Below are 20,236 nucleotides of genomic sequence, written 5' to 3'. Positions count from 1 at the left end.
GTGTGGACGTAAAGCGACAGCAGTCCACACAACCGGCCCCGGAGGCCCGTCACCGCACCCACCACAAACCCAGCCCGCCGCAGGCGCAACGGCGAGAAACCACCGCGGCGGGACAGACAGCTACGTACGGGGGCGCCGCAAAGCGCAGCGCCCCGCGGCGGGACGGCCAGGTACGTGGGAGGCCGGCCAAGCGCAGCGTCATGCCACCATGGATCCGTGAATGAGATTCCACGCGGCACGCTGCAGGAGCAGACCTTCTACGAACAGGTCGGGGGCGAGGAGACCTTCCGGCGCCTGGTGCACCGCTTCTACCAGGGAGTCGCCGAGGATCCGCTGCTGCGGCCGATGTACCCGGAGGAGGACCTGGGCCCGGCCGAGGAGCGGCTGGCGCTGTTCCTCATGCAGTACTGGGGCGGTCCCCGCACGTACAGCGACGGCCGCGGGCACCCACGGCTGCGGATGCGGCACGCTCCGTTCACCGTCGACCGGGCCGCGCACGACGCCTGGCTGCGGCACATGCGGGACGCGGTGGACTCGCTCGGTCTGGCCGGTGAACACGAGACGCAGTTGTGGAACTACCTCACGTACGCCGCCGCGTCGATGATCAATACCGCGGACTGAGACCGGCGCGAGAGATACGTCACACTTCCCCGCCCCTGCCCGGCCGCGGGTGGGCGCTCCGGACACCTCCGTCACGATCCGGTCAAGGCGTCCCGGAAACCGCTTACCGGACGCCTCGCACTCTGGCAGCATCCGTGCCATCCGTTGCGTCGATCATCCGTGTGAATCCGTTCGACCGACCGCGAGCGAGTGACTGCGGGCGACGCTGAACACGGCAGGGGGGACCGTGGCCGGCTATGCCCTACTGCGCGTGCGGGCGCATCGCCTGCTGCTGGTCGCCGCCCTGCTGTCGGTGCTGCTGACCGGGACGGTACTGGCGACGCTGGCGGCGTTCTCGGAGTCGGTCGGCGACGCCGGGCTCCGGCAGGCGCTGCGTAGGGGTTCGGCGGCCGCCGCCGCGCTCCAGGTGAAGGCCCAACTCCCGCCCGGGGCAAGGAAGTCCGCGGACCGGGCGGTCGCCGCGGCGGCCCGGCGGGCGTTCGACGGGCTGCCGTACACGGTGCGCACGCTGACCCGTTCCGGGCCGTACGCGCTGCCCCGGACCTCGCAGCCGTCCCGCGCCCGCACCGGAGAACCCGGCCTCACCCAGCTCGCCGCCCTCGACCGCTCCCGGCTCACCCTCGTCAAGGGCCGCTGGCCCACCGCGGAACGCCACGGTCCGCTCCCGGTCGCGCTGCCCGAGGCCGCGGCCGCCCGGCTCGGAGCCGGGCCCGGACGGCGGTTCACCCTGGACAACCGGCTGTCCGGGCCACCCCGTCTGACCGTCGTGGTCACCGGCGTCTACCGGCCCGCGGACCGCACCGACCCGTACTGGAACCTCGACGACCTCGGCGGCCGAGGGGTGCGCACGGTCGGCTTCACGACCTACGGGCCGCTGCTGGCCGACCCGGCGGCGTTCCGCGCCGGGCGGCTGGTGCAGGACTCGGTGGGCTGGCTGGCCACCGCCGACTTCCGCACCCTGACCGCGGACCGGCTGCCGGCGCTCGGCGCCGCGGCCGGCCGGGCCCCCAAGGTGCTGATGGCCGATCCGGCGTTCGCCGGCCATGCCACCGCGAGCACCGATCTGCCCGCGGCGCTGGAGCAGTTGCGGCGGGCGCTGCTGGTGAACCGCGCCACGATCCTGATCGTCGCGCTCCAGCTGGTCATGCTCGCCGGGTACGCGCTGTTGCTGGTCGCGCGGATGCTGAGCGGTGAACGGTCCGGCGAGACGGCCCTGTTACGGGCCCGCGGCGGCTCCCGGCGGCAGCTGGCCGGGCTGGCCCTCGCCGAGTCGCTGCTGCTGGCCGTCCCGGCCGCGGTCGCCGGGCCGCTGCTGTCCGGGCCGCTGATCGGGCTGCTGGGCTCACACGGCGCCCTGGCCCGGATCGGGCTGCCGCTGGACACCCGGCTCACCGGCGCGACCTGGCTGACCGGTGCCGCCGTGGCCCTGGGCTGCGCCCTGGCGGTCGCCGCCCCGGCGCTGCTCGGGACCGGGTCCGACGCGCCGCGCCGGCGGCGGGCCGGTGCGCTGCCCGGTGCCGCCCGGGCCGGCGCGGACCTGGGGTTGCTGGTGATCGCGGGGGTCGCGTACTGGCAGTTGCGGCAGCGCACCGAAGAGGGTGGGACCGGCGGCGGGGTGCTGACCGGCGACGGGACCGGGGCGCTGGGCGTCGATCCGGTGCTGGTGGCCGCCCCGGCACTGGCGCTGCTCGCCGGTACGGTGCTGACGCTGCGGCTGCTGCCGCTCGCCGCCCGGATCGCCGAGCGGGGCGCGGCCCGCGGCCGGGGGCTGCCCGCGGCGCTGGCCGGCTGGCAGATCAGCCGGCGCACCTCCCCCGGCACCGGGCTCCGTACGGGCGGCGGGTACGCGGGCCGGGGTGCCGGGCCGGTGCTGCTGCTGGTGCTGGCCACCGCGCTGGGCATGCTGGCGATCGGCCAGCGCGCGTCCTGGCAGCGTTCGCAGGACGACCAGGCCGACTTCCGGGCGGGCGCGGCGGTGCGCGTACTGGCCGGCCGGACACCGGAGATGGGGCAGGGCGGCGGTTATGCGGCGGTACCGGGGGTGGCGGCGGCGCTTCCGGTGGGGCTGGTGACCATGGAACTGTCCGGCGACCGGTCCTCCTCGCTGCTCGCGCTGGACGCCCGGCGGTCGGCGGGCGCGCTGCTGCTGCGCGGCGACCTGGCGGGCGGCGCCGTGGACTCGGCGGGCGCGGCGGACCGGGTGCTGCGCGCGGTGGCGCCGAAGGACGACCGGCCCGTGGGCCTCCAACTGCCGCCCGGTACAGGGGTGTTGCGGATGACGGCGGAGCTGCGGTCCGTGCAGGCGCTGCCGCCGGTGGCCGACGGCCCGCGGATCGGCGACCCGGGCAAGGACACCGGGCCGGTGCCCGCGGTCCTCTCGGTCCAGGTCACCGACCGGTTCGGGGTGCCGTACACGCTGCCGCTGGGCCGGCTCGCGGCCGACGGCCGGCCGCACACCCTGCGCGCGGACCTGGCCGCCGCGGCCGGCCCGCCGGCCGGGCGTCCGGCCGGGCCGCTGCGGGTGACCGGCCTGCTGGCCGACCTGGACCAGTCGCCGGTGTCGTACCGGCAGCGGCTGACCGTGTCCGCCGCGCAGGCCGTCACCGCAGGTGGGACCGTCCGGCCGCTCACCGCGCCGGCCGGGCCGGGCTGGCGGGCCCACATCACCGAGAAGAGCAGTGACGTGGGCGAGCCGTCCGGGCCGCGCGCGGGCCGGACCGAGGTGCCCGCGGGCGGGCTGCTGTCGCAGACGTACGACACCGGTGCCCGGCGCGACGAGTGGAGCGCGGCGGTGACGACCGTGCGGATCACCGCCGCGCATCCGCCGCGGCCGCCGCTCGCCGCCGTGGCCACCGACGCGTATCTGCGCGACAGCGGCTCCCGGGTCGGGTCGGTGGTCGATCTGCCGGTCGGCGGGCAGCAGTTGAAGGCGCGGATCGTGCGGGCGGTGCGGGCGCTGCCCGGCCCGGCGGACGGCCCGCCGGCCGGTGGCGGGCTGCTGGTCGACTTCGGGGCCGTCAACGCGGCGCTGGCCGACCTCGATGCCGCGCCGCTGACCGCCACCGAGTGGTGGCTGCGGCCCCGGCCGGGCGCGGTGGACCGGGTCGTCGGGGCGCTGCGCGCCCGCCCGGACCTCGACCCCGGTCAGGTCCTGGTGCGCGCGGAGCTCGCCCGGGAGCTGCACGACGATCCGCTGGGGCTGGGTCCGCAGACCGCGCTGACCGCGGCCGCGGTGGTCGCGGTGGCGCTGGCGGCGGTCGGTTTCGCGGTCGGGGCCGCCGGGTCCGTGCGCGAACGCGACCGCGAGTTCGCGGTGTTGCGGGCGCTGGGGGCGCCGCGCCGGCAGCTGGCCCGGATGCTCGCCGCCGAACAGGGGGTGCTGATCGTGCTGGCGCTGGCCGTCGGCGGGGTGCTGGGGGCGGCGCTGACCCGGGCGGTGGTGCCGCTGGTCGTGCTGACCGGGCAGGCCACCCGTCCGGTGCCGCCGGTGCTGGTGGAGCTGCCGGCCGGCCAGGTGGCCGGGCTGCTGGCGGCGGTCGCGGCCGGGCCGCTGCTGGTCGTCGCGGCCCTCGGGCTGCGCCGTGGCGACCCGGTGGCGGCGCTGCGCGGGCAGGGGGTGCGGTGATGACGACCGCACCGGCGGCGCCGGGGGCGGGTGGGGGCCGGTGAACGCGCTCACCCGGCCGGGCCGGCTGGGCGTCCGGCTGCGGTCCGCGCGCGGTGCGGCGCTGGCGCTGGGCGCGCTGGTGCTGGTCACGGCGTTCCTGGCGGCGGCGTTCCCGCGCGGGGTGACGGCGTACGAGACGGCGGGGCTGCGCGATGCGCTCGCCTCGGCGCCGCCCGAGCAGCGGGCGGTGGAGATCTCCGTCGGCCGGGCGGACGTCACCGGCGCGGACCCGGCGGCCGGCTACGCGCCGGCCGTGCTGGACCGTCAGGACCGGGTGATCCGGGCCCTGTTCCGCGCCCCGCTGCGGATCGCGGTGGCGGACGCGGTGCACGGCGTCCGCACCACGAAACCGCTCGCGGCGGGGGACTCCTGGCTGCCCCGGCCGGACGGCGTCGCTCCGGAGCTGTCGCTGTACGCGGCCTCCGGCGTCGGCCGGCACGCGATCGTCACCGACGGCCGGCTGCCGCGCGCCGCGGCGCCGGGGGCGGGCACGCTGGAGGCCGCGGTGACCACGGCCACCGCCCGCACCCTGCACCTGAGCACCGGCCGCACCCTGCATCTGAACGGCCTGACCGTACGGATCTCCGGGCTGCTCGCGCCGCGGGAGCCGCAGGGCGACTACTGGGCCGCGGATCCGCTGCGGGCGGCGCCCCGCCGGGACGTGACCCAGGGCACCCCGGCGCAGAGGTTCTGGCGTGCCGGGCTGCTGCTGGCTCCCGGGGACGGGCCGGCGCTGCTGGCCACCGACGGGGAGCCGGAGAAGTTCTGGCACTGTCCGGTCGACGCCGGTGCGCTGACCGCAGGGGACGCACCGTTGTTGCGGGAGCGGGTGCTGTCCGTCGAACACGGCGCGACACTGGCCCGGTTGCGCGCGGTGGCCGGCACCGGCGCGCTGGCCGACAGCGCGGTGGACGGCCTGCTGGACGGCTACGCACGGACCCGGGCGGCGATCGCCCCGGTGATCGCGGTGGCCGCGTTCGGCCTCGGCACCGTCGCGGGGATCGTGCTGCTGATGGCCGGCGCGCTGACCGCGGACCGCCGGCGCCCGGAGCTGGCGCTGCTGCGGGCGCGCGGCGCGTCGCTGGTGGGCCTGGCAGGGCGGCTGGCGGCGGAGACCGCGGTGGTGGCGCTGCCCGCCGCGGTGGCCGGCGGCGGGCTGGCGCTGCTGCTGGTGCCCGGTGGGCGGGTGCTGCCGGCGCTGTTGGCGGCGGCCGGGGCCGGGCTGCTGGGCACGCTCACGCTGCCGTTGCGGGCCGCCGCCGCACACCGCCGTCCCCGCCCGGCCGCCCGCGCCGATGTGGCCGGCGCCCGCCCGTCCCGGCGCCGGACGGTCGCCGAACTGACCGTGCTGGTCCTGGCGGTGGGCGCGGTGGTCGCGCTGCGCCGTCGCACCACGGCCGGCGGGGGCGTGGATGCCCTGGTCAGCGCCGCGCCGGTGCTCGTCGCCGTGATCGCCGCGCTGGTGCTGCTGCGGCTCTGGCCGCTGCCGCTGCGGCTGGCGGCCCGCCCGGCCGCCCGCACCTCGGGGCTGACCGGCTTCCTCGCCCTGGCCCGCGCGGGCCGCGCCCCGGCCACCGCGGGCCTGCCGCTGCTGGCCCTCCTGGTCGCGCTGACCACCGCGTCCTTCGGCGGCTCGGTGCTCGCCGGGGTCGCCACGGCCCGGGACCGCGCGGCGCTGACCGCGGTCGGCGCCGAGGCCCGGATCTCCGCCGAACGGCCGCTGCCCGGCGCGCTGCAGCGGGCCGTGGCCCGGGTGCAGGGCGTCGAGGACGCCGTACCGCTGCGGATCAGTGCGCTGACCGCGGACGACGGCGGCCCGCCCCTCTACCTGGTGATCGCCGAACCCCAGGCGTACGCCCGGCTCGCCCGTGCCATGGGCCTGGGCGCCTTCCCCGCCGCGGACCTCGCCGACCCGGGAGGTGACCGGCCGCTGCCCGCGATCGTCTCCCCGCGGGTACGCACCCGGTTCGGCGACGCCCCGATGGCGCTGCAACCGGAGTTCGGCCAACTCGTCGTCCGTCCCCGGGCGGTGCGCGCCGACACCCCGGCCCAGCCCGGCGGCGACTTCGTGCTGGTCAATGCCCGGAGCGTGGCCCGGGTGCACCCCGACACCTATGCCGAGGCGGACAACGGGCCCACCACGATGCTGCTGTCCGGCCGCGGGCTGGACGCCGGGGCGCTGCGGGCCGCGGTCCGCGCCCACAGCCCGGCGTCGCTCACCGTCCAGGTGTCGCTGCGCTCCGCCGAACGCGCCGGGCTGGCCGATTCGCCGCTCCAGCAGGGCGCCGAACGCCTCTACACCGCCGCCGTGGTGGCCGGTGCCGGCTTCGCGCTGCTCGCCCTGCTCCTCTCCCTGTTGCGGACCGCTCCGGAACGCACCCGCCTCCTGGCCGGGCTCCGCACGATGGGGCTGCCGCCGGGGCGGGGGCGGCAGCTGATGGTGCTGGAGGCGCTGCCGCCGGCGCTGCTCGCGGCGGTCGGCGGGGTGCTGGCCGGGGCCGCCGCGATCCGGTTGCTGGGCCCCGGCACGGACCTCACCCCACTCGCCCTGCCCGGTGCGGCCGGCGGCGGCCCGGGCACCGTACGGCTGCAGACCGATCCCGTCTCCCTGCTGCTGCCGTCGGCGGGTGTGGTCGTGCTGGCCCTGGCGGTCGCGCTGGTCCAGGCGTGGGTGGGCGAACGGCGGCGGGAGAGCACCGAGTTGAGAGCGGGGGACGTTTCATGAGCACACGGCCCGAGGGCGCCACGGGCGCGCCGGTGAGCCTGGCGGAGCTGGAAGCGCGGGCGGCGGCCCGGCGCGAGCGGCCCGCCTACGGGCACGACGCGCTGATCGCCTGCGACCGTCTGGTGCGGGTCTTCTCCGCGGACGGTGTGGAGGTGCAGGCCCTGCAGGGCCTCGATCTCCTCGTATCCCAGGGCGAGTTGATGGCCCTGGTGGGGGCGTCCGGCAGCGGCAAGTCGACGCTGATGAACATCCTCGCCGGCCTGGACGTGCCGACCGCGGGCGCCGCCACGGTCGCCGGCCGCGATCTGCTGACCATGGACGCCCGGGCCCGGCTCACCTACCGCCGGGAGGTCGTCGGCTTCGTCTGGCAGCAGACCGCCCGCAATCTGCTGCCGTACCTGACGGTGCTGCAGAACGTCACCCTGCCGATGCAGCTGCGCGGCGGACGGCGCCGGGCGGCCCGCACGAAGGCGGCCGGGGAGCTGCTGGCGATGCTGTCGCTGGACCACTGCCGGGACCGCCGGCCGCACCAGCTGAGCGGCGGCGAACAGCAGCGCACCGCCATCGCGGTGGCGCTGGCCAACACCCCGGCGGTGCTGCTGGCCGACGAGCCCACCGGCGAACTGGACTCGCACACCGCCGAGCAGGTCTTCGCCGCGTTCCGCACCGCCAACGAGGAACTGGGCACCACGATCGTGATCGTCACCCATGACCAGGCGGTGGCGGACGAGGTGCGGCGCACGGTCGCGATCCGCGACGGCCGGACGTCGTCGGAGGTGCTGCGGCGCACCGAACGGGACGCCGCGACCGGCCGGGAGGCGCTGGTGGCGCGGGAGTACGCGATGCTCGACCGGGCCGGCCGCCTCCAGCTGCCGGCCGACTACACCAGCAGCCTGGGCATGGCGCACCGGGTGCTGCTGGAGCTGGAGAGCGACCACATCGGGGTGTGGCCGGACCCGACGGCGCACGGCGCCTCCGGCCGCGGCACCGGTGACGGGACGACGACCGGTGACGGGACGACGTCCAGTGGCGGGACGACGTCCAGTGGCGGGACGACGACCGGTGAGGGCCCGAAGTCCGCCGACGGGACGCCGTAAGAGACGCCGTAAGAGGAGCCCCGAGCGGCTCAGACGGGGGTGACCGTCAGGCCCGACAGGCCGGTAAGCCCGGACGGTCCGCCGGTGCGCACCGCGACCGACCCGTACGGGGTGCGCAGCCGCAGCCAGCCGCCCGCGGACAGCAGGGTCAGCGCCGGCGGCTCGGTGGGGTGCGGGCCGCCGCCGGCCGCGAGCACGGCCGTGCGGACCGGGCGGAGGAAGCCCAGCGACTGGGCGGCGTGCGCGGCGCGCAGCGGGAGGTGGGTGTCCCCTAGAGTGCGCGACCAGATCTCCCGGCCGATACGGTCACGTTCGGCACGGGTGCGGCGCTCGGGCGGCAGTGCCTCGTCCCGGGCCCGGAACTCGGCGACCGCGGCGGCCACCGCGCGCAGCAGCGCTTCCGGCGCCGGCAGTCCGGGCACCCGCTGCCAGCCGCCGCGCGGCGGCAGCAGCCCGGCCCACGGCGGGCCGGTGACGGCGGCGGGCACGGGCAGCGTGCCGTGCTCCTCGTCGATGCCTTCGAGGAGGTCACCGGCGGAGACGGTGATGTCGAGGCCGCTGCCGGGTGCGTCGCCGGGGCCCGTGGGCGCGGCGAGCCGGGCCGTACGGATCGCCAGCACCTCGAAGGACGGCGGCCGGCCGAAGACGGCAAGCACCCCGCCACCGGTCTGCAGCCGGACCGCGGCGGCCCGGTCGTAGTGGATCAGCCGGGCGAGGAAGGCGGCGAGGTCCGCCGCCTCCCCGGCATCGGCGAGGGCGAGCACCGTCATACCGCGACGGCCCCCTCCTGGTGCGACGCGTCGGCCAGATACTCCTTGAGGATCGCCTTCTCCTCCGCGGTGAGGCGGCGCGGACGCTCCTCGGCGAAGTTGTACGGCACGACGACGGTCGAGGCCCGCAGGTAGAGGGTGTCCTCGTCCTTGACCTCGTAGCCGACCGTCATCGACGCGGCGCTGATCTTCGTCACCCACAACTCGACGGTGACCGGCGCGGGCCGGTGCACCAGCGGCCGCACGTAGTCGATCTCGTGGCGGGCGACGACCGAGCCCCCCGTGAACGACGGACTGCCGTCCCCCGGCGCCAGCCGGCGCATGAAGTCGATCCGCGCCTCTTCGAGGTAGCGGACGAACACCGCGTTGTTGACATGGCCGAAGGCGTCCATGTCCGACCAGCGCAGGGGGCACGAGTAGAGGTGTCGCACGAGGTCAGCCCCGGGTGAGCTTCTTGTACGTGGCGCGGTGCGGACGGGCCGCGTCCGCACCGAGGCGCTCGACCTTGTTCTTCTCGTAGGACTCGAAGTTGCCCTCGAACCAGAACCACCTGGAGTCGCCCTCGTACGCCAGGATGTGGGTGGCGACTCGGTCGAGGAACCAGCGGTCGTGGGAGACGACCACGGCGCAGCCCGGGAACTCCAGCAGGGCGTTCTCCAGCGAGGAGAGCGTCTCGACGTCGAGGTCGTTGGTCGGCTCGTCGAGGAGCAGGAGGTTGCCGCCCTGCTTGAGGGTGAGCGCCAGGTTGAGGCGGTTGCGCTCACCACCGGAGAGCACGCCGGCCGGCTTCTGCTGGTCCGGGCCCTTGAAGCCGAACGCGCTGACGTACGCCCGCGAGGGCATCTCGACCTGGCCGACGTTGATGTAGTCCAGCTCGTCGGAGACCACGGCCCATAGCGTCTTTTTGGGGTCGATGTTGGAACGGCCCTGGTCGACGTAGGAGATCTTGACGGTCTCGCCGACCTTGATGTCGCCGGAGTCCGGGGTCTCCAGGCCCTGGATCATCTTGAACAGCGTGGTCTTGCCGGCGCCGTTGGGGCCGATGACGCCGACGATGCCGTTGCGCGGCAGGGTGAAGCTGAGGTCCTCGATGAGGACCTTCTCGCCGAAGGCCTTGTTGAGCTTGTCGACCTCGACGACGACGTTGCCCAGGCGCGGGCCCGGCGGGATCTGGATCTCCTCGAAGTCCAGCTTCCGCATCTTGTCGGCCTCGGCGGCCATCTCCTCGTAACGCGCCAGACGGGCCTTGGACTTGGCCTGCCGCCCCTTGGCGTTGGAGCGCACCCACTCCAGCTCGTCCTTGAGGCGCTTGGCGCGCTTGGCGTCCTTCTGACCCTCGACCTTCAGGCGGGCCTGCTTGGTCTCCAGGTACTTGGAGTAGTTGCCCTCGTAGCCGTGGGCGCGGCCGCGGTCGAGCTCCAGGATCCAGCCGGCGACGTTGTCGAGGAAGTACCGGTCGTGGGTGACGGCGACGACGGTGCCGGGGTACTTGGCGAGGTGCTGCTCCAGCCACTGCACGGACTCGGCGTCCAGGTGGTTGGTGGGCTCGTCGAGCAGCAGCAGGTCGGGGGCCTCCAGCAGCAGCTTGCACAGCGCGACGCGGCGGCGCTCACCACCGGAGAGGTTGGTGACCGGCCAGTCACCGGGCGGGCAGCCCAGCGCGTCCATGGCCTGCTCCAGCTGGGTGTCCAGGTCCCACGCGTTGGCGTGGTCGAGGTCCTCCTGGAGCTTGCCCATCTCCTCCATGAGCTCGTCGCTGTAGTCGGTGGCCATCAGCTCGGCGACCTCGTTGAAGCGGTGCAGCTTGCCCATGATCTCGGCGGCGCCGTCCTGGACGTTCTGCAGCACCGTCTTCGACTCGTCCAGCGGCGGCTCCTGCAGGAGCATGCCGACCGTGTAGCCCGGAGAGAGGAAGGCATCGCCGTTCGACGGCTGCTCGAGACCGGCCATGATCTTCAGCACCGTGGACTTACCGGCGCCGTTGGGACCCACGACACCGATCTTTGCGCCCGGCAGGAAGCTCAGCGTCACGTCATCAAGGATGACCTTGTCGCCGTGCGCCTTGCGCGTCTTGCGCATCGTGTAGATGTACTCAGCCAAGAGAAACCGTCCGGCAGATTGGATCGATCAGGGTCTGTGCGGCACCGCCCGGGGCCACCGTCCGTCGTACGTCCGTCATGCGCGCGCCGGCGTGGCGTCGTGACGTCCGTCGCGACCGTGGGAGGGCAGATACACCCATCTTGCCGTACGTCCGTCCCCGGAAGGAAACGGGTGCCGAGGGGCGGACGCCCACGAGGCGGTGCGGACACGGCGGGCAGGGTGCGGGATGTCATACGGGATGCCGGGGGCCGACGGCGGCGCCGGGGCACTCATGAGGGCGCGCCCCGGGACCCACGTGTCTGTGGCCCCGGACCGTTAACCCTCCGGGGCCACGTTTTGTTCCCGCCACGCACAGATCGCTGTTCCGGCTACCAGCGGATCGGGGTGCCCGCTACGCGCGAGCGGCCTCGTTGACTGCCCCGTTGACTGCCTCGTCGGTTGCCTCGTCGATCGCCTTGTTGCCGCTGGTCGCGGGCTTTGGGGCACGGGCGCGAGCAGGGGCGCGAGCAGGGGCGCGAGCAGGGGCGCGAGCAGGGGCACGGGCGCGGGCGGGGCTGCTGACGCAAAACGTGGGCGCCCGGCCGGTCACCTCTCGGTGACCGGCCGGGCGCCCGCCGTTACTGCACGCCCGCTACGGGGCGTCTGCCGCCATGGCCCTTACTGGGCGGGGGTGCCGGCCTTCTTCTTGCGGAGGAAGAACACCGCGGCGCCGCCGACCACGACCAGGACGACCGCGACGCCCGCGATCATCGGGGTGGCGCTGCTGGAACCGGTCTCGGCGAGGTCGGTGCCGTGGCCGCCACCGGTGGTGCCGCCGACCGACGCCGGGCTGGGCTTGGGCGAGGGCTTACCGCCGCCGCTGCCGGCGGTCTTGCAGTCGAGGACCCCGGAGAAGGTCTTCTTGAAGCCGCCCGCGCCCTTGATCGTGATCTCGTAGGGCTGGTCCTCGGCCACCGGGACGGTCACGGTCTGCGACTTGCCCGGGGCGATCTCGTAGTCCTTGCCCGCCAACTGGAAGCGGAACGCCTCATCGCCCTTGTTGCTGGCCGTGACGTCCACGCCGCCCTTGGCGCAGTTCTTCTCGGCGGTGATCGCCGGGATGGCGCCCTGCTTCTTCCAGGAGACCGTGGCGGCCGCGGAGACCGTGGACTCGCTGGAGCCGGCCAGGATCTGGGTCTGGCTCTTGGCGTGCTCGCCGATTCCGGTGAAGGCCCGGCCGACCGGCACCTTGGTGGCGGCCTGCGCGGTCAGCGAGGTGGTGCCGTCCGCGGTGCCCTTCGGCACGTCGAAGAACAGCTGGGTGCCGTCGGCGGCGCTGGTGACCGGCTTGCCGTCCTTGCCGACGATCTTGACACCGGCCGGCGCACCGGCGGCCGGGGAGATCGTCACGCTGTCGGCGTTGGTGTGCACGGTGACCGGGCCGAGCTTGCTGCCCGACTTACCGGAGACGGCCGGCGGGTCCAGCGTCAGCGACGCCTTGGGCTCCTCGACGCTCTGCGCGCTCTTCTCCAGGTAGGCGGCGAGCTTCTCCGCCGCCGGGTCGACCGCGTCCACCTTCACGTGGTCGGAGAAGCGCCAGATCGCGACCTGGGTGCCGGCCGCCGCGGTCTTCTCGGTGAGGTTCCCGGCACCGGCCTTGGAAGCGAGGGCGGCGAGGTCGTTCACCTGCGGGTAGGAGTTCTGCAGGATCCAGCGGATCTTGCCGGCGTCCGCGTTGTTGTGCAGCGACGAGGCGCTCCAGGGCACTTCCTGGTACTTCGCCTGCTGCTGCGTCGGGTTGTGGATGTCGATGCAGTACGTCTGCAGCGTGCCGCCGTTGTCCACGGCCATCTCGAAGAGGCCCGCGCCGACGCGCTGGTCCCCGCCGTCGTTGTGCACGACCGCCTGGTCGAAGATCTTCAGGCCGCCGAGCGTGGCGGTGGCACCCCCGTGCGCCGGGGTGGTCTCGTCCGCCACTGCGGTCCCCGCGGTGGCTATCGCACCCGCCGCGACCAGGCCGGAGGCCACGACCGCGGCGGCAAGGCGGGCTGCGCCCCGCCTCTTCATCGAAAGCATGAATTTCCCCTCTGGGCGAGGCGGTCGGGTGGGGAAGTTGCCTCGCCGGAAAGATCCAAAGAACTCAAAAGCCGAACGTCAGCCCCCGTGAGCCCCCGTGAGTACTCGTCGGATCTTATGGAGCAGGCGCATCAGGGTCCCCAGTAATGGCATCCCATAAGCGATCCGAATCGCAATCGTTACCGAACACAGGCACCCTGACCTGGCATTATCGACAAATCCCCGGAACGTTTCAGGGCACTGCGGCCTTCTGGGGCGAATTCCCCACCGTGACTGGCCCGGTGACTGGCCCGGTGTCCCACTCGGTAACTGCCCCTGTGGCTTCTTCCTTGTCGGCACCGCCCTCCTTCCTCCCGCCAGGCGGCGACCCCAACCTCCCTGTGGTCTCCTGCCGTTGAGCGGCGGGGGTTGGTTCCGCCTCCGGGTCCAAGCGCAGGCCCGGCTCCGGGTCCGGATCCGTTGCGCGCATACGGCTCACACGGGTGACTCTGCGGAAGGCCGCCGTACCGCGCGACAGGTCATGCCCGATCGCGACGGCGTCGACCTCGGCGGAGAACCAGCGCTGACCGCCCTTCTCCGGTGGCTGCTCCCCCTCCCGCAGCCGCAACCGCCCCTGCACCACCAAGGGTTCGCCCACCGCCACCGAGGCCGCGACGTTGTCGGCCAGGCCGCGCCACGAGCGGACCGTGTAGAAACTCGTCTCCCCGTCGGCCCACCGCTCCTGCGCCTTGTCCCACCGCCGGGACGTCGCCGCGAGCCGGAACCGCGCCACCGTCACGCCCGCCGTCGTCTGCCGGTGCTCCACCGCCGTCGCCGCGTTCCCCACCAGCGTCACCATCGTCTCGTTCACGGAAATCCACTCCCCCGTCTCCTGCGCGCTCGCCGGGTCGCTCGCGCTGCGTCGACCTCATGCTGCACGGATCCGGCAAGCCCCGCCGGGGCCTGTGGACAACCTGCCGACTGTGGACAACTCGGCCACCCGTAAGGGGGCTGGGGCGCACCGCCCCAGCCCCCGACGTCCGCCCTTCAGGCCCCCGACGCCACCGCGTACTGCTCCCGCACCTCGCGGTAGCGCAGCAGCTCGGCGGCGACCGGCTCCAGCACCCGGCCCCGGCCGCAGGCCGCCGCCGCGCTCCGCAGCCGCCGCTCGGCGTCCTGCCCGTACCGCCGCGCCGGACCGCGCGCCACCACCCGGCACAGCCACGCCAGTGCCGGGCCGCCCACCGACCCGATGACGGCGGGCAGCAGCCCGGAGACCCAGGTCGAGGCATCGACCAGACCGGTCAGCGCCGCCACCAGCCAGAGCACGCCGACGAGTTGCAGGGCGGACAGCATCCCCTGCAGCGCGGCCGCCACCGTGCACCACCGCGGCTTGACGGCCGGTCCGCCCCGTAGTGCCTCCTCGGCATCGGCCGCCACCTTGTCCAGCGCCTCCGGCAGCCCGTACGCACCCCGGTCCGCGGCCTCGCGCACCGCCTGCGCCCAGGGCGCCGGCAGCCCGTGTGCCGCCTCCGCGGCCACGCCCCGTACGGCCTGCTCCACCACCGGCCGGGCCGCCGCCCGGACCACCACCGGGTCGCCCGTCGCGTCGCCGCCCCAGGCCCCGGAGGTCCGCCGGTGCCCCGCCGTCACCTGCCGCCCCACGAGAGCAGGCCCGGCCGCGCCCTTGCGGCTCGTCCCCCCGGCGGCCGTGTCCTGCTGAGTGCCCGTCGGTACCGGCATGCGCACCCCGGTCGATGCGCGTCCCACGCCGGTCGTGTCCTGCCCCGCGCCGGTCGTTCCTCGTCCCACTCCGGTCGTGGCATGCCCTGTCCCTGTCGTTGCGCCTCCCGGCCCGTGGGCCGGCCGCGCGCCGCGGGACCGGCGGCCCCGCATCCGTGCCCAGGGGGACCCGCAGGCCCGCTCCGCGTACCGGAGCCAGTCGCGTTCCGCGGCCCGCCCGGTGGCGACCGCGCCGACCGCCTCGGCCAACCGGTCGGCGAACTCCTCACGGGCCCCTTCGGTCAGTCCGACCTGGCTCCGGGCCACGTACACCGACCGCAGCCGCTCGGCCGCCGCATCCACGTCCGCCACCAGCCGCCGGTCCGCCGCGCCCCGTTCGGCGACGAACTGGCCGAGTGACTCCCGTAGTTCCGGCACGCCCTTGCCGGTCGCCGCTGAGAGGGCGAGCACCGCCGCGCCCGGCTCCCCGTGTTCGCCGAGCGCCAGCCCGTCCTCGTCGAGCAGCCGGCGCAGATCGTCCACCACCTGGTCGGCGGCCTCGCCGGGCAGCCGGTCCACCTGGTTGAGGACGACGAACATCACCTCGGCATAGCCCGCCAGCGGCCGGAGATAGCGTTCGTGCAGCACCGCGTCCGCGTACTTCTCCGGGTCGACCACCCAGATCACCGCGTCCACCAGCTCCAGCATCCGGTCCACCTGGGCGCGGTGTTCGGTCGCCGAGGAGTCGTGGTCCGGCAGGTCGATCAGGATGAGTCCGCGCAGTTCGGGGCTGTTGTCCGCGGCGATGTGCCGACGGTGCGCGGGCACCCCGAGGCGCCGCAGCAGCCCCTCGGCGCCCGGTCTGCCGCCGGGCCAGACGCACGCCACCGGGTCGGCGGTGGTCGGCCGCCGCGGCCCGACCTGTGAACGGTTCGCCCCGGCCAGGGCGTTGAACAGCGACGACTTCCCACTGCCGGTGGCTCCGGCGATGGCCACCACGGTGTGCTCGCCGGACAGCCGGTACCGCTCGTCCGCGGCCTCCAGCACCCGCCCGGCCGCCGCCAGCGTCCGCCCGTCCAGCCGTGACCGCGACAGCGCGATCAGCTCCCGCAACGCCTCCAGCCGCGCCCGCAACCCGCCCCCCGGCGCCCGCCGGCCCCCGTCCGCGACCCACCGATAGCCCTCCACCGGTGGACGCGGCTGCACCATGGCCTCCGCGGGCGACTCCTGCGTCGACCCACCACACGGTTCGTCGTACGGCCCGTTACCCAGCTCGTCGAACGGCCCGTCATACGGCTGCACGGCGCGGCGCTGCCCCTCGTACGGCCTTCCGTACGAGGCACCGCTGGACACCGCGGCAAACGACCCCCCGCGCCCCTCACCGAACGATCCGTCCCGCCCCTCGCCGGACGACCCGCCCGGCGCCTCTCCGGACGAACCGGACCGTGCCTCTCCGAACGAACCGGACCGTCCGTCGCCGGACGAAGCGGCACGGCCGGCTCCGTATGCCCCGGTAGGGGTAGTGCCACAGGACGCGGTAGGGCCAGCGCCAGAAGACGCGGTACCCGACTCGCCACCCGATACGGCGCGCGGCGCGCCACCCGGCTCGCCGTACGGCCCTCCGTATGTCCCGGCGTGCGCTTCGGCGTAGACCTCGGCGTAGGCCCCGGGATATGCCCCGATGCATGACCCACCACCCGCTTCCTCGGCACCGGCGCCCGAAGCGCCCTCCGCCGCACCGGCCTGCGGCTCGCCCCGCGACTCGACCCGTGGCTCGGTCCGCGCCCCGGGCGTGCCCCGGCGCACGTCCGGCCGCGGAACACCGCCTTCCGGCACCCTCCGCGCGATCAACCCGTCATCCCACGCCCCGCCCGGCCCCGGTTCCCCCGCCGCCGTCCGCGCGCTCCCCGGCTGCCCGCTCCAGGACTCGCCACAGCCGGCCGCGCCGCTCTCCGCGTCACGCGTTCCCGGCACGTCCCCGGCTCTCGCCACGGCACCCTCTCCCGTCGCGGCAGCGACTCTCTCCGCATCGCCCTGCCCCGCCCCGGTGCCACCGCCCGAACCCGTACTCGCGGGCGCCCCCTCCCCCACACCCGAATCCGCCGTTCCGGAACCGCTCACCCCGACACCTCCGCCTTCTCCCGCTCGACCACTACTGCGTCCGCCGTCGCTGCTCCCGCCACTACGCCCTCGACCCGCACACCACCTGCTGCCGCCCTCTCCTGCTGATGCTGAAGGTCCTGCCGATGCTGAAGCTCCTGCTCCTGCCCCTGCTGCCGTTCGCGCTGCAATACGGACAACGCGGCGATCAGCTCGGCCTGCTGGTCCGGCGGTACGGTCAGCCGGTCCAGGGGCGCCAGCCGCCGCTCGCGCTCCCCGTCGAGCGCCCGCGCCAGATAGGTGGCCAGCAGCCGGCCGCCCCGGTCGCGGAGCCGCAGTGCGGTCTGGGCGCCCAGGAGGTCGGCGAGGTTCTCGCCCGCCGTACGGGCGCGCCGGCCGCCGAGCAGCGTGGCGGCCAGGAGGGCGGCCGCTTCCTCCGGCTCCACCTGGGCGACGCGTTCACCGGCCGGCCCACCACGCGTGTCACGGGCATCACGCGCCTCACGGGTCTCCTCCTCGGCCAGCTCCTCCAGACAGCGCCGCCAGCGCCGGACGAGCACGCCCAGGCGGCCGGCCGCCCCCGCGGCTTCCGAGGCAGCCGAAGCCTCCGCGGCTCCCGGCGCCTCGGGGGACCCCGGGGACGCCCCCGGGGAGGCCGTCAACAAGAGTTCGGCGGCCGCGGGATCGCGCCGCCAGGCTTCCGCGGCCCGCTCGTCGGCCTCCTCCACGGCGCAGGTCAGCAACGAGGTCAGCCCGTCCGTCAGGGCGTCGAGCAGCTCGTCCGACCGGCCGCCGGTCCCGTGGTCGCGCCAGTAGGCGCGGGCGTCCCCGGCCAGCACCTCACCGGCGGCGACTTCGCTCCGCACGCGTTCGGCGGCCCGTTCGTACGCCTCCTCGACCCGGCCGGCGAGCCGGAGTCCCGCGGCGTGCTGAGCGGCGGCGGCCCCGGCCAGCGCGGGCAACCGGCTGCGCAGCGAAGCGATCACCCCGGTGGCGGTACGGTCCGCGGCGGCCCTACGGGCGGCCGGGTCCTGGGCGTGCCGTTCCAGCCACTCGCGCAACCCGGCGACCGCCGTGGCGGGCAGCAGCCCGCTGCCGCCGCCGGCCGACTCGGGAAGCTCGGGGATGGTGAACCGCGGTACATGGCCGAGGCCGGCGCGCTGCAGCAGTTCCGCGTACCGCCCGGAGATGTCGGTGGCGATCTGGTGCGGCACCCGGTCCAGCACGGTCACCAGCGTGACGTCGTACTCCTTCGCCGCGCGCAGCAGATGCCAGGGCACCGCGTCGGCGTACCGGGCGGCCGTCGTGACCAGCACCCATACGTCCGCGGCGCAGATCAGCTCCGCGGCCAGCTCACGGTTCCGGGCGACGAGCGAATCGATGTCCGGTGCATCCAGCAACGCCAGCCCACTGGGCAGGGCCGCCTCCACCTCGATCCGCACCGCGAACGGCTCCCCGCCCCCGGACGCTCCCCTCTTCCCCGAGCCACTCCCGTCGCCGCATCCCCCATGCCCCTCATACTCCCCGTGGTCCCCGTGCTCCCGATGAGCCGCTTCCGCGCCCTCGTCCTCCTCGGGTCCCCAGACCCGGGTGAGCTGCGGCAGCACCCGCCGTCCGGAGAACCAGTGGACGTCGTCGGGATGGCACACCAGCACCGGCGTACGCGTCGTCGGACGCAGCACCCCGGCCTCCGAGACCCGCCGCCCCACCAGCGAATTCACCAGGGTGGACTTGCCGGCCCCGGTGGAACCGCCGATCACGGCCAGCAGCGGCGCCTGAGGCGAGCGGAGGCGGGGAATCACATAGTCGTCGAGCTGGGCGAGCAGCTCGGCCCGATTGCACCGGGCCCGGGCGGCGCCCCGTAGTGGCAGCGGAAAGCGTGCGGCTTCGACGCGGTCGCGCAGTACGGACAGTGCGTCGATCAGCCGGGGTCGTACGTCCAAGGTCGCCACATGTGCAGAATGCCCAATTTCGTTGGCTTTTTGAAGCGTATAACCCCTCGTGCGCGCCGCAAGAACCCCCACAGAATGGGACGAGTGACGCATGAGACGTTCGCGACGACTGAGACGCAGGCATAACGAGTGCACAACACCCGCCACGCCGCGCGTCAAAAGCGGTGCAGGATTCGTACCTGCCTGCGATTATCGGGACCGCTTCACCGAACCTCCACAACGTGCCACGGAGGTGAAGCAACCGGGACGAGGTACCCGGGCCTCTATCCTGGTCCGCGGTCCGTGATCCACGCCCACACCGGCCCCCGTAGCTCAGTGGATAGAGCAGGTGCCTTCTAAGCACTTGGCCGCAGGTTCGAGTCCTGCCGGGGGCGCCAGGCCAGACCCTCCCTGCGGGAGGGTCTTTTTGCTGGTCAGGGGCGGTGTGGCCGCACATGCGAAAGCGCCGGGCCCTCCCATGGGGAGGGCCTTTTTCGTTGGGGTGTGCGGCCGGGGAGGTCAGTTGGGTGGGGGTTCGGGGTGGGCAGCGCGGGATTCCAGGGCCGTGTAGGCCAACTGGAGGGCGTCGGCGGCGGCCAGGGCGGTGAGGGCGCCCGTGGTGGTGCGGGTGAGGCGGGGCCAGAGGAGTTGGGCGGCGGTGAGGGTGGAGGCCAGCCAGACGCTGAGACAGAAGGGGCAGGTCAGCAGTTCGCCGAGGGTTTCGGTGGGCCCGCCCTTGCGGGGGCGTTCGCTGACCTCGGCGGGGCCCTCGGGGCCTTCGTAGACCGTGAACGGGGCGCGGAGCGGGCTGGTGGCCGAGCCCTTGGTGAGGAGTCTGCTGAGGCGGAAGGTGGCCACTGCGGTCAGGGCCAGGTCCCGGGGGTCGGGCCGTTCCGGCAGTGCCCGCCCGCAGCGGCGGATCGCGACCGCCCATCCGGCGTTGTACGCGCCGAAGGCGGCGAGGGCGGTGAGGTAGCCGCGTAGGGGGCGGTCCGCTTCGGGGGAGTAGTCGTGCCCGGTGGGCTGCCGTGCGTCGTCGGACGGCGGCGACTCCGGCGGATGGGCGTCGGATGGCCGTGACTCGGGCGGTCGGGTGTCGGGCGGCCCAGGGTCCGGCAGGGTGCGGCGACGGTCGCGTCGTCGAGGAGTGCGTCTGCCCATGGGTGTCGCTTCCGTTGCGCGGGCCCGGTCGTGGGTCGTTCTCGGTCTTGGTGGGGCGTTGCCGGTCTTGGTGGGGCGTTGCCGGTCTTGTGTTGGCCGTCGTGGGGCGTCGCCGGCCGGGCTCTGGCTCTGACTCTGACTTTGGCTATTGCTGGTGTGGTTCCGTCTCTGGAGTCGGTCCGTAGTCGGTCCCTGTGGTCAGGCTCCTGGAGCCAGCCCCTGTGGTCAGGCTAAGCGCCGGGGTGGGAGGGGGCACCTGATGTGGCGGGGGTGGCGTGGTTGGGGCGGTGTGGGTGGGCTGGGGATGA

At 74.6% G+C, this 20,236-nt stretch carries 12 protein-coding genes and 1 tRNA gene; 5 read left to right on the top strand and 8 right to left on the bottom strand.

The window, feature by feature from the left end; all coding sequences use genetic code 11:
* The first annotated feature begins 216 nt into the window (after nt 1–216).
* From ACGF4C_RS25195 to ACGF4C_RS25180, 4 genes are all read left to right on the top strand, one after another.
* Nucleotides 217–621, top strand: a complete 405-nt coding sequence (locus ACGF4C_RS25195) for a globin (protein ID WP_393569076.1) — start codon at nt 217–219, stop codon at nt 619–621.
* Between the two features lie 226 nt (nt 622–847).
* Nucleotides 848–4,246, top strand: a complete 3,399-nt coding sequence (locus ACGF4C_RS25190) for an FtsX-like permease family protein (RefSeq protein WP_393569075.1) — start codon at nt 848–850, stop codon at nt 4,244–4,246.
* A gap of 40 nt (nt 4,247–4,286) precedes the next feature.
* The gene (locus ACGF4C_RS25185; protein WP_393569074.1) at nt 4,287–7,013 is read left to right on the top strand and encodes an FtsX-like permease family protein; all 2,727 of its coding nucleotides are present in this window, start codon (nt 4,287–4,289) and stop codon (nt 7,011–7,013) included.
* On the top strand, nt 7,010–8,110 hold the full coding sequence (locus ACGF4C_RS25180; RefSeq protein WP_393569073.1) for an ABC transporter ATP-binding protein: 1,101 nt from the start codon (nt 7,010–7,012) through the stop codon (nt 8,108–8,110). The genes ACGF4C_RS25185 and ACGF4C_RS25180 overlap by 4 nt, the downstream gene beginning before the upstream one ends.
* 29 nt (nt 8,111–8,139) lie before the next feature.
* Here the strand turns inward: ACGF4C_RS25180 and ACGF4C_RS25175 are convergent, their stop codons facing one another.
* The 7 genes from ACGF4C_RS25175 to ACGF4C_RS25145 all read right to left on the bottom strand — a co-directional run bounded on the left by ACGF4C_RS25175 (nt 8,140) and on the right by ACGF4C_RS25145 (nt 18,779).
* Nucleotides 8,140–8,880: a hypothetical protein gene (locus tag ACGF4C_RS25175; RefSeq protein ID WP_393569072.1), complete on the bottom strand. Its 741-nt coding sequence runs from the start codon at nt 8,878–8,880 to the stop codon at nt 8,140–8,142.
* Complete coding sequence (locus ACGF4C_RS25170) at nt 8,877–9,311, bottom strand: thioesterase family protein (protein ID WP_351534902.1); 435 nt, start codon at nt 9,309–9,311, stop codon at nt 8,877–8,879. The genes ACGF4C_RS25175 and ACGF4C_RS25170 overlap by 4 nt, the downstream gene beginning before the upstream one ends.
* Nucleotides 9,312–9,315: 4 nt before the next feature.
* Complete coding sequence (gene ettA, locus ACGF4C_RS25165) at nt 9,316–10,980, bottom strand: energy-dependent translational throttle protein EttA (protein ID WP_388963105.1); 1,665 nt, start codon at nt 10,978–10,980, stop codon at nt 9,316–9,318.
* Between the two features lie 657 nt (nt 10,981–11,637).
* Nucleotides 11,638–13,035, bottom strand: a complete 1,398-nt coding sequence (locus tag ACGF4C_RS25160) for an LAETG motif-containing sortase-dependent surface protein (RefSeq protein WP_393569071.1) — start codon at nt 13,033–13,035, stop codon at nt 11,638–11,640.
* 232 nt (nt 13,036–13,267) lie between these two features.
* Nucleotides 13,268–13,885, bottom strand: coding sequence for a single-stranded DNA-binding protein (locus tag ACGF4C_RS25155; RefSeq protein ID WP_393569070.1), 618 nt, complete (start codon nt 13,883–13,885; stop codon nt 13,268–13,270).
* A 176-nt stretch (nt 13,886–14,061) separates the two neighbouring features.
* The gene (locus ACGF4C_RS25150) at nt 14,062–15,945 is read right to left on the bottom strand and encodes a GTPase (RefSeq protein ID WP_393569079.1); all 1,884 of its coding nucleotides are present in this window, start codon (nt 15,943–15,945) and stop codon (nt 14,062–14,064) included.
* 908 nt (nt 15,946–16,853) lie between these two features.
* A complete protein-coding gene (locus ACGF4C_RS25145; RefSeq protein WP_393569078.1) occupies nt 16,854–18,779 on the bottom strand; it encodes a dynamin family protein in 1,926 nt (641 codons plus the stop codon).
* Between the two features lie 310 nt (nt 18,780–19,089).
* Here ACGF4C_RS25145 and ACGF4C_RS25140 point away from each other — a divergent pair.
* Nucleotides 19,090–19,165: transfer RNA gene (locus ACGF4C_RS25140), tRNA-Arg, on the top strand.
* Between the two features lie 121 nt (nt 19,166–19,286).
* On the opposite strand, the gene ACGF4C_RS25135 is transcribed toward ACGF4C_RS25140, so the two are convergent.
* Nucleotides 19,287–19,928 carry a DUF1360 domain-containing protein gene (locus ACGF4C_RS25135; RefSeq protein WP_393569069.1) on the bottom strand — a complete coding sequence of 214 codons (642 nt, stop codon included), beginning with the start codon at nt 19,926–19,928 and terminating at the stop codon, nt 19,287–19,289.
* Between the last annotated feature and the right edge of the window lie 308 nt (nt 19,929–20,236).

Source organism: Streptomyces sp. NPDC048197, assembly GCF_043202395.1.
In the GTDB taxonomy this organism is placed as follows: domain Bacteria; phylum Actinomycetota; class Actinomycetes; order Streptomycetales; family Streptomycetaceae; genus Streptomyces; species Streptomyces siderophoricus.
Note: the sequence above shows the minus strand (reverse complement) of the source record. Positions and strands in the feature narration are given on the sequence as shown.

Coding starts and splice junctions, on each gene's coding strand:
- ACGF4C_RS25180 (WP_393569073.1), top strand. CDS start 7,010: ATGAGCACACGGCCCGAGGGCGCCACGGGCGCGCCGGTGAGCCTGGCG.
- ACGF4C_RS25175 (WP_393569072.1), bottom strand. CDS start 8,880: ATGACGGTGCTCGCCCTCGCCGATGCCGGGGAGGCGGCGGACCTCGCC.
- ACGF4C_RS25160 (WP_393569071.1), bottom strand. CDS start 13,035: ATGCTTTCGATGAAGAGGCGGGGCGCAGCCCGCCTTGCCGCCGCGGTC.
- ACGF4C_RS25150 (WP_393569079.1), bottom strand. CDS start 15,945: ATGGTGCAGCCGCGTCCACCGGTGGAGGGCTATCGGTGGGTCGCGGAC.
- ACGF4C_RS25135 (WP_393569069.1), bottom strand. CDS start 19,928: ATGGGCAGACGCACTCCTCGACGACGCGACCGTCGCCGCACCCTGCCG.